General features: G+C 68.6%; 10 protein-coding genes. 2 read left to right on the forward strand and 8 right to left on the reverse strand.

Features of this window, described 5'->3' with window-relative positions; all coding sequences use genetic code 11:
• Positions 1-11: 11 nt before the first annotated feature.
• Both IG75_RS0112125 and arc read right to left on the reverse strand, forming a co-directional pair.
• Complete coding sequence (locus IG75_RS0112125) at positions 12-1,541, reverse strand: glycosyltransferase family 39 protein (protein WP_030521331.1); 1,530 nt, start codon at positions 1,539-1,541, stop codon at positions 12-14.
• Positions 1,542-1,788: 247 nt separating this feature from the next.
• Positions 1,789-3,549 carry a proteasome ATPase gene (gene arc / locus IG75_RS0112130; RefSeq protein ID WP_030521332.1) on the reverse strand — a complete coding sequence of 587 codons (1,761 nt, stop codon included), beginning with the start codon at positions 3,547-3,549 and terminating at the stop codon, positions 1,789-1,791.
• 179 nt (positions 3,550-3,728) lie between these two features.
• Between arc and IG75_RS0112135 the strand changes: the two genes are divergently transcribed.
• Positions 3,729-4,274 carry a WKL family lipoprotein gene (locus IG75_RS0112135; protein WP_030521333.1) on the forward strand — a complete coding sequence of 182 codons (546 nt, stop codon included), beginning with the start codon at positions 3,729-3,731 and terminating at the stop codon, positions 4,272-4,274.
• 73 nt (positions 4,275-4,347) lie between these two features.
• On the opposite strand, the gene IG75_RS0112140 is transcribed toward IG75_RS0112135, so the two are convergent.
• Complete coding sequence (locus IG75_RS0112140; RefSeq protein WP_030521334.1) at positions 4,348-5,181, reverse strand: tRNA (adenine-N1)-methyltransferase; 834 nt, start codon at positions 5,179-5,181, stop codon at positions 4,348-4,350.
• 84 nt (positions 5,182-5,265) lie between these two features.
• On the opposite strand from IG75_RS0112140, the gene IG75_RS0112145 reads away from it, so the two are divergent.
• Positions 5,266-6,162 (forward strand): RecB family exonuclease, encoded by an 897-nt coding sequence (locus IG75_RS0112145; RefSeq protein WP_030521335.1) that lies wholly within the window; start codon positions 5,266-5,268, stop codon positions 6,160-6,162.
• A gap of 321 nt (positions 6,163-6,483) precedes the next feature.
• Here IG75_RS0112145 and hisG read toward each other — a convergent pair whose 3' ends face one another.
• The 5 genes from hisG to IG75_RS0112170 form a co-directional block, all read right to left on the reverse strand.
• The gene (gene hisG, locus IG75_RS0112150) at positions 6,484-7,335 is read right to left on the reverse strand and encodes an ATP phosphoribosyltransferase (protein WP_030521336.1); all 852 of its coding nucleotides are present in this window, start codon (positions 7,333-7,335) and stop codon (positions 6,484-6,486) included.
• Between the two features lie 36 nt (positions 7,336-7,371).
• A complete protein-coding gene (locus tag IG75_RS0112155) occupies positions 7,372-7,635 on the reverse strand; it encodes a phosphoribosyl-ATP diphosphatase (RefSeq protein ID WP_030521337.1) in 264 nt (87 codons plus the stop codon).
• A 242-nt stretch (positions 7,636-7,877) separates the two neighbouring features.
• Positions 7,878-9,692: a choline/carnitine O-acyltransferase gene (locus tag IG75_RS0112160; RefSeq protein ID WP_030521338.1), complete on the reverse strand. Its 1,815-nt coding sequence runs from the start codon at positions 9,690-9,692 to the stop codon at positions 7,878-7,880.
• A gap of 45 nt (positions 9,693-9,737) precedes the next feature.
• The gene (locus tag IG75_RS0112165; RefSeq protein ID WP_030521339.1) at positions 9,738-10,559 is read right to left on the reverse strand and encodes a class I SAM-dependent methyltransferase; all 822 of its coding nucleotides are present in this window, start codon (positions 10,557-10,559) and stop codon (positions 9,738-9,740) included.
• Positions 10,560-10,603: 44 nt separating this feature from the next.
• Entirely contained in the window at positions 10,604-11,464 is an 861-nt protein-coding gene (locus tag IG75_RS0112170; RefSeq protein WP_030521340.1) for a HalD/BesD family halogenase, read from the reverse strand.
• Positions 11,465-11,509 lie beyond the last annotated feature (45 nt).

Consider the following 11,509-nt stretch of genomic DNA (forward strand, 5'->3'; position numbering starts at 1 on the left):
AGCGTAGCCCGCTACAGGTGCATCCATTCCGGCCACACCTGCGACCACGGGCGCCGCGGCTGCGCGCATTTCCAGAGCGTGACATCACGGGTGTTGCCCAGGAACCCGAGCCGGGTGTCGACGTGGCCGATCGGTTCGAGGGTGGCGAACTGCGCGCGCAGCCGCTCCTCATCGCCGCCGACACACACCATGGTGGTGGCCGAGTCGGCGGGTGCGCCGAAATATCCGAACCCCCGCGAGGGACTGTGCACTTCCGGCAGCTGCGTACGCGCCAGCTGATCCAATGCACCCGCCTGCCAGTAGCTCTCCGTGATCACCGCCGAATGGGCCCGTTCTCCGGGGGTCAGCGACCGGTGCGCGGTCACCACCGCGTCCGCGAGTTCGGTCCAGCCGAATTCGCCGTACAGCCCGATGTTCAGCGCGGCCTCGGTATCGTTCGCGGGCGGTGTGATCTCGGCGGGGTCCTGCCAGGGCGTGGACCCCGCGATCAGGGCCAGCGATACCGCCACCAGCGCCGCGCCCGAGCCGAGCAGTACGCGGCGGCGCCGGACCGACTCGGCGCGCCGCACCGCGGCAGCCAGCGCGACCGCACCGGCCGCGAATACCACGCCGTACATCCCGGCCAGGTAGTAGACACGGCCGCCGGAGACGAGGAACACCGCGAGCAGCAGCACCGTGGTCGCGCCGAGGAAGCGGTACGGGCGCAGCGGTTCGTGCCGCAGCAGCGCCCACAGGCCGTAGCACAGCAGCACCGCGCCCAGCGCTCCCGCGAGCAGTACGGCCAAGGGCACGAAGGTCGCCGGGCCGCCGGAGTACTGCTGTTCCGCGCGTACCACCGCCCCCAGGCCCAGCTGGGGCCACCCGTGCCGGGCCTGCCAGAACAGCGAAGGCACCGACACCAGCAGCACGATCAGCCCGCCCGCCCACAGCAGCGGCCGGCGCACCAGATCCCGGGGACCGAAGACCAGCGAACTCGCCACCACCGCGATCCAGAAGAACGGGATCAGCCATTTGACCTGCATATCGAGCGCGGTGACCGCGGCGGCGGCCAGCAGCAGCCCGTCGCGGCGGGTACGCACCCAGCGCACCACCAGCCAGGTGATGAGAACCCACAGGGCGGAGTCGATCGCGTTGGTGGACAGGTTCTTGGCCTGCATGAGCAGAAACGGCGAGGTCGCGTAGGCCACGGCAGTGAGAACCTGGGCGCCGCGACCGCCTCCGAACTCCCGCGCGACGAGTGCGCTGACCACGATCGCGACCACCGTCAAGAGGATGGCGGGCAGCCGCAGCGCCACCAGCGAACCCGGCGCGACGGTATCCCCCAGTGCCGCGAGCAGGGGCAGCACCGGGCCCTGATCGGCATAGCCGAACGACAGCCGCCGGCCCGCGGCCAGGAAGTACAGTTCGTCGCCGAAATAGCCGTAGCGGGTCGCCGAGAGTAGCAGGACGACGGCGGCCACAGCCGCCACACCGAGTACGGGGCCGGTGGCGAAGGGGCGGTCGACGTGCGTATCGGGCCGTGGCGGGACGGAATCGGTCATGGTGGTCACGGGGTACTCCTGCGTTTCGTGAGCCTGGCCCTCGGAACATATCCGCGACCGCGCCGCCTCGGCGTCCCCCGATCGGTGGAATTGCGCGGCACGCAGGGTGTACCCGCGGTACACCTCCAGGTGGACCCAGGCGACGACCGATACCCGCCCCGAGGACCTCGGCAACGACTCGCCCCTCGGGGCCGGCAACGACCGAGGCCGCGCCCCCACGGGAGCGCGGCCTCGGTATCGGTGCCGGTTACAGGTACTGGCCGGTGTTCGACTCGGTGTCGATCGCCCGGCTGGCACTGGCGTTCTTGCCGGTGACCAGCGTGCGGATGTAGACGATCCGCTCGCCCTTCTTCCCCGAGATACGGGCCCAGTCATCCGGATTCGTGGTGTTGGGCAGGTCCTCGTTCTCGGAGAACTCGTCCACGATCGAATCGTAGAGATGCTGGATCCGCAGACCCGGGTTACCGGTGTCGAGCACCGCCTTGATGGCGTACTTCTTGGACCGGTCCACGATGTTCTGGATCATGGCGCCGGAGTTGAAGTCCTTGAAGTACAGGACCTCCTTGTCACCGTTGGCGTAGGTGACCTCCAGGAAGCGGTTGTCCTCGCTCTCGGCGTACATCCGGTCCACCACCCGCTCGATCATCGCGCGGACGCAGGCCACCTTGTCGCCCTTGAACTCCTCCAGATCGTCGGCGTGCAGCGGCAGCCCCTCGGTGAGGTACTTCGAGAAGATGTCCTGCGCGGATTCGGCGTCCGGCCGCTCGATCTTGATCTTCACGTCCAGCCGGCCGGGCCGCAGGATCGCGGGATCGATCATGTCCTCACGGTTGGAGGCGCCGATGACGATGACGTTCTCCAGCCCTTCCACGCCGTCGATCTCGCTCAGCAGCTGCGGCACCACGGTGGTCTCCACATCCGAGGAGACACCGGAACCGCGGGTACGGAAGATCGAGTCCATCTCGTCGAAGAACACGATCACCGGCGTCCCTTCCGACGCCTTCTCCCGGGCCCGCTGGAAGATGATCCGGATATGGCGTTCGGTTTCACCGACGAACTTGTTCAGCAGCTCGGGACCCTTGATGTTCAGGAAGTAGGACTTCGCCTCCTTGGCATCCTCACCCCGGGCCTCGGCGATCTTCTTGGCCAGCGAATTCGCCACCGCCTTGGCGATCAGCGTCTTACCGCAGCCGGGCGGACCGTAGAGCAACACACCCTTGGGCGGGCGCAGCGCGTACTCGCGGAAGAGATCCTTGTGCAGGAACGGCAGCTCCACCGCGTCGCGGATCTGCTCGATCTGACGGCCCAGACCACCGATGTCCTCGTACCCGACATCGGGGACCTCCTCCAGCACCAGGTCCTCGACCTCGGCCTTGGGGATGCGTTCGAACGCGAACCCGGCCTTCGTATCGACCAGCAGGGAGTCACCGGGCCGCAATTTGCGGATCGGCGAGTCCGGATCGTCCAGATCGTCGGCCTCGGCGAGTTTGGACAGCGGCCCGGACAGCCAGACCACCCGCTCCTCGTCGGCATGCCCGACGACCAGCGCGCGGCGGCCTCCGTCGAGTATCTCCCGCAGCGTGCCGATCTCCCCGATCGCGTCGAACATCCCGGCCTCGACCACCGTCAGCGCCTCGTTGAGGCGGACGGTCTGGCCGTAGGCCAGGGTCGCGGTGTCGATGTTCGGCGAGCAGGTCAATCGCATCTTGCGGCCGGAGGTGAACACGTCGACGGTCTGATCCTCGTACACCCCGATCAGAATCCCGTAACCGCTCGGTGGCTGACCGAGCCGGTCGACCTCCTCACGCAACGCGACGAGTTGCTGCCGCGCTTCTTTCAGGGTATCCATCAGCTTGGTGTTGCGAATGGTCAGCGAATCGATACGGGCTTCCAATTCCCGTGAGCGATCCGGTGAGTCGGCGAGTTGCCTCCGGAGTGCAGCCGCTTCGGCGCGTACTGCCTCGAGTTCTCTCCAGGCCGCCGAATCCGAATTCTCGATGGGGCTCATGTGCTGCTCCTCCCAGTCCCGGTCTATCAACGCTACCGGGCGCGGCCCGTTTGCGCTGTCCGACACGATTTCGTCGTGATCACATCTGGTCCGCGGCCATCTGCAGGTCACACCATGTTAGCCTCCCCTAACCCAACTATGGTGGGCATGCTCACCGACTAGCCGAAAGGTTGCCAGATATGCAACTTCCCGCACGGACACGGCGATTGTCCCGCGTCGCGGCGGCTACTGCCGCGGCCGCCGCCCTGGCGCTGGGCCTCACGGCCTGCGGGTCCGACGACGACGGCGGCGATACTGCCGCCGCCGGCAGTGTCGCGGCCACCACCAGCGCCGCGGCGCACGACCACGGGGACGATCACGACCACGGCGACACCGCGCCCGCGCCCACCGCGCAGAGCCTACAGTCCACCCTCGAGCAGATCACAAACCCGGATGTGCCGGTGGACGAGAAGGTCAAGCTGATCGACGACGGCGAGAACCGGCGGGACATCCTCGAGAAGCTCAACGCCGCCCTGCAGTCCTATCGCGGGATCACCTACCAGGTCGGGGAGGTCACGGTCGACGGCGATACCGCCACCGGGCAGACCACCATCACCAGCCCCTCCGGCCAGAGCGCACCGCCCATGCCGATGACCTGGGAATACGACGACGGCTCCTGGAAACTGTCCGATGCCGGCGCCTGCGTGTTGTTCGGGTTCGCGCAGCTCCCCTGCTCGCCCGCCTGACCATCGGGGGCCCGCGGGGCCACGGAGAGCCGGTGATCGGCCCCGTGGTCCCGCGACCGCCCTTCGCGCCCGCTCAGCCCTTCGACGGCCGGCGCTGCGGTTTCGGGGTGACCACCCCCTCGGCGAGCCGCCGCGCGCTCACCAGGAAGGCCGTATGCCCCTGCATCCGGTGCTCGGGACGCACCGCCAGGCCCACCACGTGCCAGCCGCGGACCATCGACTCCCAGGACCGCGGCTCGGTCCAGCACTGCTGCTCACGCAATGCCTCCACCAGCCTGGAGAGCTGGGTCACCGTCGCGACGTAGACCATCAGCACCCCGCCGGGCACGAGGGCCCGCGATACGGCCGGTAGCGCGTCCCACGGCGCGAGCATGTCCAGCACCACACGATCCACCCGCTCCCCTTCATAATCGGCCACGTCGCCGACGGTGAGCTGCCAGTTCGCAGGCCGTTCGCCGAAGAAACGCTCCACATTGCGGACAGCGTGCTCGGCGTGGTCCTCGCGGATCTCGTAGGACACGACCGCTCCGGCCGACCCCACCGCGCGCAGCAATGAGCAGGTCAGCGCACCCGACCCCGCCCCCGCCTCCAGCACCCGGGCGCCGGGGAACATATCGCCCTCGTGCACGATCTGCGCGGCATCCTTGGGGTAGATCACCGCCGCCCCGCGCGGCATGGACATCACGTAATCGGTCAGCAGCGGGCGCAGGGCCAGATACGGCGTGCCGTTGTTGGAGTGCGCGAGGGTGCCCTCGTCGGCACCGATCAGGTCGTCGTGGGCGATGGCGCCGCGGTGGGTGTGGAACTGTTTACCCGGTTCCAACAGCACCGTGTACAGCCTGCCCTTGGCGTCGGTCAGCTGCACCCGGTCGCCGACGACGAATGGCCCGGTCCGTCTGGCCGTCATGGATCTCCGTTCACGATGAGGACTGCGCCCGAGCCGATCACCGGGCGCGGCACCGTGTCGGTGCCGCCGGATAGCCTGCCAGGTATGTCAGCGCCACCGAGCACGCCCCCGGCCGGTTCCGGCCTCGAACCGGCACCCGCTTCCGCCCGACCGGCGTTGTCCCCTTCGCGCGCAGCCGATTTCAAGCAGTGCCCGCTGAAGTACCGGCTCCGCACCATCGACCGCATTCCCGAGCCGCCGAGCCGCCAGGCGGTGCGCGGTACCGTCGTGCACGCCGTCCTCGAAGATCTCTATACCCTGCCGGCCGCCGACCGCGATCCCGACCACGCGACCGCGCTGGCCGAGCCGGCCTGGACCCGGGTGCTGGCCGAACGCCCCGAAGCGGCCGAACTCCTCGCCGCCGGGCTCGACGTCGCGCTTTTTCTCGACGAGGTCCGCGCCCTGGTGCGCACCTACTACCGGCTGGAGGACCCGCGCCGGTTCGATCCCGAATCCTGCGAGACCCGGCTCGAGGTCCGGCTGCCCGACGGCGCCCCGCTGCGCGGTTTCGTGGACCGGATCGACGTGGCGCCCACCGGGGAACTCCGGGTGGTGGACTACAAGACCGGCCGGGCGCCCGGGCCCACCCAGGAGACGCGGGCGCTGTTCCAGCTGAAGTTCTACGCACTCATGCTGCTGCGCACCCGCGGTGTGGTTCCCACTCAGCTGCGGTTGATCTACCTGGCCGACGCCGAACTGCTCACCTACACCCCCGACGAGGACGAACTCCTTCGCTTCGAACGCACCCTCACCGCCCTGTGGGGCGCGGTGCGCACCGCCGGCCGGACCGGAGATTTTCCACCTAATCCGAGTTGGCTGTGTGATTACTGCGCCTACAAAAGCCTGTGCCCGGCATTCGACGGAACGCCCCCGCCCTACCCCGGCTGGCCCGCGGACGACGAACCCCCGGCCGAATCCTTCGCCGAATCGGTATCGGAATGAGACTGTGTTCAATTGCCCCGCCTCCGGCGGGGCGGGTCGGGGCCCTGTGACCCCGATTCTTCCCTCCTCCGCTCAGTCGCTGCGCTCCTTCGCTCCGTCGGTCCAGAATCGGGGGCGGGCCCCGACCACTTACAAACGGTCGACGGCGTGTGGTCGGAAACCGGGGCGGGCGACAGACACAGAGAAATCCGGGCTGGATATGGGGTCGGGCGCAGGTATCGCGCAGGGACAGCCCGCAACACAGATCACGGGCCGCTCGCTCGGCGCCGAGGTGTGGGCCTCGGCGCCGAGTCGGAACAGACCGTCCCTACGCCCGCTGGTTCAGAAGGCGCGGCAGGAGCGGATATCGGTGGCCAGGATGGCCCGGGCGCCCAGTTCCGCCAGTTGATCCATCAGCTCGTTGCCCTTCTTGCGCGGCACCAGCGCCCGGACCGCCACCCAGCCGGGGTCGGCCAACGGGGCGACCGTCGGGGATTCCAGGCCCGGGGTGAGTTCGGCGGCGCGTTCCAGCAGACTCTTCGGGCAGTCGTAATCGAGCATCAGATACTGCTGAGCGAACACCACGCCCTTGACCCTGGCGATCAGCTGGTTACGCGCCCGGTCGCGCTGGTCGGAGCCGGCCCGTTCGATCAGCACGGCCTCGGAATCGCACAGCGATTCACCGAAGGCGACCAGATTGTGCTGGCGCAGGGTCCGGCCGGAGCCGACCACATCGGCGATCGCGTCGGCCACCCCGAGCTGGATGGAGATCTCGACGGCCCCGTCGAGCCGGATCACCTCGGCCTCGATCCCGCGGCGCGACAGATCGGCCAGTACAAGGTTGGGGTAGGAGGTGGCGATCCGCTTGTCCTGCAGATCCTCGACCTTCCAGCCCTGGCCCTGCGGCGCGGCGTAGCGGAAGGTCGAACCGCCGAATCCGAGCGAAAGTCGCTCGTGCACGGGCGCGCCCGAATCCAGCGACAGATCACGGCCGGTGATCCCCAGGTCGAGTTCGCCGGAGCCGACGTAGATGGCGATGTCCTTGGGCCGCAGAAAGAAGAACTCCACCTGGTTGGCCGGATCGAGCACGGTGAGATCGCGGGAGTCGGTGCGTTTGCGGTAGCCGGCCTCGGTGAGGATGGCGACCGCGGATTCGGAGAGTGCGCCCTTGTTGGGTACTGCGACGCGCAGCATGGTGGTCCTTTCGGTCGGGGGGAACGGTCGGGGCGTCTACAGATGTCGGTAGACGTCCTCCAGCCGCAGCCCGCGGCCCACCATCAGAACCTGCACCCAGTAGAGGAGCTGGGAGATCTCCTCGGCGAGCGCCTCGTCGCCCTCGTGTTCGGCGGCCAGCCACACCTCACCGGCCTCCTCCAGCACCTTCTTGCCCTGGGTATGGACGCCCGCGTCCAGCGCGGCGACGGTACCCGACCCGGCGGGACGGGTGGCTGCGCGATCCTGGAGCTCGGCGAACAGGGCCTCGAAAGTCTTCACGGCAGGTCATTGTTTCAGACCACCGCCGCGCGACTCCGCCCGAGTGGGCACCACTGTGTCGTGGCACCCACTCGGGCGATCGGCCGAGTACCGCTCAGGCTGTGTCCATTGGCATGAGCGAGGGCCCTGCGTGGTCACGCTGCGCTACCGCCTCCGGGCCTGACTCGCTCATGCCGTGTCCATTGGCATGAGCGAGGGCCCTACATGGTCACGCTGCGCTACCGCCTCCGGGCCCGACTCGCTCATGCTCCGGAGAGCAGGGTCTCCAGTTCGGCGACGGCGGTACGCAGGTGCCCGGCGAACGCGTGCATCTGGTCGGCGACGGCCGCCGGAGTGGCCAGGTACAGATTCCACCGGTCGGGCAGCAGTACGTAGGCGATACCGATGCATTTCGGGCTGGTGGATCCGAAACCGAAGTAGCTGATGTTCACCGACGGCGCGGAGCTGGTGCTCAGATAGTCGTCGCGCAGAACGGTCCAACCGGGGCTGGAGTACAGCGGAATCGGGTCGGTGACGCCGAGTTCGGCGCCGCGGCGGCGCTGGATCCATTCGAGTTCCCACAGATGCTGTTCCGGCGCCGCACCGGACTGGCACTGTTTCGCCCGCTCCACATGCGCGGTGGCGGCGGCGCGGGCAGCGGCCAGTTTCGCGGCGGTATCGGCCGCCGGGTCCGTCATGGTGTCGGCGAAGGTCACCATCTCCGGGGTCACCACGCGCATCGCCTCGGTACGGCCGTTGCGGTACTGCCGGGTGGCGATGGATTCGTAGGTGGCGCCGGTGAGGCCCTTACTGCGCCGGTGCGCGAGCTGGTAGCTCAGCTGAGCGAACGCATCCGGGGAGATACCGAGCTGTTTGGCCCGGGCGGTGCCGAAATTCTCGAACGAGACGACCGTGGTGGCATTGTCCGCGGCGTACTGCGCGAACGCCGCACCGGCGGCGACCACTTCGGCCTGCTGCTCCGCGTCGAGCCGGAACTCGATCTGCTCGGCCGGCGGCAGCCCCTGCCCCCGCGCCCCGGACCGCTGGAGGTGTTCGCCGACGGGAGTCTCCAGCAGGGTGTCGACGAAGGACAGGATGGTGGTGCCGTCCAGGCCGCAGTGTTCGACATTGATCCCGGTCCGGCCGTCGGCGAAGACGATGAACGAGACCGATTTGTCGAACCACCGGTTGGCGCTGTCACCGTGCAGCAGGGTGTCGGCGGCGTGCAGGTCGTCGCGTGGGGCGAAATCCTCGAGGCAGACGGCGAACAGCGCCGTTTCGACGGTGTCGAGCGCTTCGGCATTGTGCGGATCGGTCAGCAGCCGGGCGCGGGCGCGGGCCCAGTCGGCGCGCGCGGCGGTGGTCAGCTGTCCGACCGAGGTCCCGGCCGGGGCCGGCTCGGTGGCCGATTTCAGGATCGCGCGCAGGCCCGCGGTCACATCCTCGAAGGCGTACGGGTCGCCGTCGGCTCCGAGAACGTCCAGCCGGAACATGGCTCCGCGGTGCAGTACGAGGATGTGCCGCGCGGTGGACGGGCCCGGCTCGGCCTCACTGTAGGGCACCCGCACGGTGTCCTGTTCGAGACCGGGAATCCGGGTCTCCGAGAACAGGTACTTGTTCTGCCACATGGACAGGCGCTGCCCCCGCTGGGTGACCGGCGGGATCTCCTCCCGGTCCAGTGCCAGCTTGTAGTCGACCGCGGCGGCGACCAGCGCGGCGGCACGCTCGGCCTGGTCGGCCGCCGTGGAACTCGCCAGCGCCGTATCGTCGCGGAACAGGAAGAAGAAGTTGGCGTTCAACGCGATCCGGTCCCGCCGGCCCAGGTAGCGCGAGGGCCAGAACCGGTCGAGCCAGCTACCCACGCCCGGGGTCTCGTCGTATTCGCGCAACGCGTCGTGCAGCACGCGGCCGGGGCCGCCGGGGCGTAGCAGATCGGCCACGGCCGCCTCGGTGGCGGCCACTTGCTCGGCGGTCAGCAGCGGTGTGCACCACTGGACGAAACGCGCGCAGCTGTCCTCGAGGGTCGGCAACGGGACCCTCGGGAGCTGGTCCTCGGCGGCGAAGGTGGGTTCGGTCAAGTCGTTCTCCGGTTCGGTTGTCGGTCGGCGGGTTGCGCCCGGCGGTCAAGCGATGGATATGGGCGCCGAAAGCGGCCGGGACACATAGAGATTGGCATACAGCCAACCCTCGTTCTCCAGGCCGGTGGTATCGATGCCGTTACCGGTCAGCGTACTCAGCACCTGCTCGCGCTCGGCCACCGAGGCGAACCTGCGCTGGGCGAACTCGCCGGGCATTCGCCGGGTGTGGTAACCCAGGGCCGCCAGCTCCGCCTCGATGGGTTCGAAACCGTACATACGCAGCACGAAATGGGCCATCCAGGGGCGCCGGTCGGGATGGGCGGTGGCGATCCGCACGATCGTCTTCTCGGTGACGTATCCGATACAGCCCGTCGAGACGACCAGGTCCGCCGAGGCGAGAATCGCGCGTTGTTCGTCGCTGGGGTCGGTGGCCTCGAGGTCGGCGTGCACCACGGCGTCGAGCAGGCCCGCCGCACGGGCGTAGTCCAGCGCGGGCGCGGAGGCGTCCATACCGAGGAACCGCACCCCGGGCAGCGCGTCGGCGCCGGCCGGCCGGGCGCGGTCGCGAGCGATCAACTCGTTCGTCTCCGCCTCGGGGTCCGCATACCATCCGGCCAGCTCGGCGAGGGTGGTGTCCCAGCGCAGCAGGGCTGCGTTCACGCCGTAGGAGCACCCGATGTCCAGCACACCGGGTGCTGCGCCCTTCGCCGCGCCGCATTCGGCGATCTGTCGCCGCAGATGCGGTTTCGCCAGTTCCGGAATGCGATAGTCCAGCTCCGACATCCGCGCGTAGTAGTCGCGTGGATCGGGCCTCGAGTAGATGTCGTCGAAGGATGCTTTCCCGGTGGTGTGCAACGGAACTGGCACGGTGTGTTCCTCTCCTCGGGCGGTATCCACTCGATCGCGTCCGATCAATCGAGCAGCCGGTCACCCCGGACGGCGTCGGCCGCGGCGAGATGATCGGGGAGCACCCGTCCGAACAGTTGACGGGTGCGTTCCACGGTGCCGATGACACCGGGACGGTCGCTGTAGGCGAAGATCGCCGTATGCCGCGCGGCCGCGCCCTCCACCGGGGAGACCCGGTGCAGTGAGAAGCGGCCCTGGAAGAGTTGCAGATCCCCCGGGCGCAGTACCAGACGCCGGATGAGGCGCTCGCCCGATCCGGTCAGGACCGCGTGCACATCCGGCAGATTTTCGGCCTGCGGGGAACGGATTCCGGGACAGTATTCGAAGACCCCGCCCGCGTCGGGGGTGGCGGTCAGCATGCTGACGGTGAACTCGTTGGTGTCGAAATGCCAGGGATGCGATTGCCCCGGGGAGACCACATTGAGAACCAGCCCTGCCAGGGGGTCGGCGAATTCGTGCAGCCGGTCCCGGCCGAAGCAATCGGCGAGGAAACGCTGGAACAGCTCGTCGGTGTACAGGCGGTGGATGAGCGCGTCGGCGGGGATGCGGTCACGCGGGACGAAGGCGTTACCGCGTTCGAACACGATCCGGCCGGGATGGTCCTCGGGTAATTCGCTGTCGAGCGGGATGTTGTAGGCGTTGACCCGCTCGGTGCGGTAGTAGGCGTGCGGCGCCATCCGCTCCCCCTGCTCGGCGAGCAGGGCGTGCAGTTCGGGCCGGATGAACTCGCGCAGGACGGTGCAGCCGTCCTCGGCTAGATCGGCCCGGGCCGCCGCCACCGCGGCACGCCAACCGGGGGCACCGGGCTCCGCGAGCGGGTAGCGGGATGTATCGACGATGTCGTTCAAGGTCACCGTGGCGGCCATAGCGATATTGTTATCGGACTGTCTGCGACACGCCCGGTGTTTGCC

It is taken from the genome of Nocardia rhamnosiphila NBRC 108938 (genome assembly GCF_000720425.1).
Classification (GTDB): Bacteria; Actinomycetota; Actinomycetes; order Mycobacteriales; family Mycobacteriaceae; genus Nocardia; species Nocardia rhamnosiphila.

What these genes read in the sequence shown, in the direction of transcription:
- IG75_RS0112140 (WP_030521334.1), bottom strand. Translation starts at nt 5,181, where the DNA reads ATGACGGCCAGACGGACCGGGCCATTCGTCGTCGGCGACCGGGTGCAG.
- hisG (WP_030521336.1), bottom strand. Translation starts at nt 7,335, where the DNA reads ATGCTGCGCGTCGCAGTACCCAACAAGGGCGCACTCTCCGAATCCGCG.
- IG75_RS0112145 (WP_030521335.1), top strand. Translation starts at nt 5,266, where the DNA reads ATGTCAGCGCCACCGAGCACGCCCCCGGCCGGTTCCGGCCTCGAACCG.
- arc (WP_030521332.1), bottom strand. Translation starts at nt 3,549, where the DNA reads ATGAGCCCCATCGAGAATTCGGATTCGGCGGCCTGGAGAGAACTCGAG.
- IG75_RS0112135 (WP_030521333.1), top strand. Translation starts at nt 3,729, where the DNA reads ATGCAACTTCCCGCACGGACACGGCGATTGTCCCGCGTCGCGGCGGCT.
- IG75_RS0112125 (WP_030521331.1), bottom strand. Translation starts at nt 1,541, where the DNA reads ATGACCGATTCCGTCCCGCCACGGCCCGATACGCACGTCGACCGCCCC.
- IG75_RS0112170 (WP_030521340.1), bottom strand. Translation starts at nt 11,464, where the DNA reads ATGGCCGCCACGGTGACCTTGAACGACATCGTCGATACATCCCGCTAC.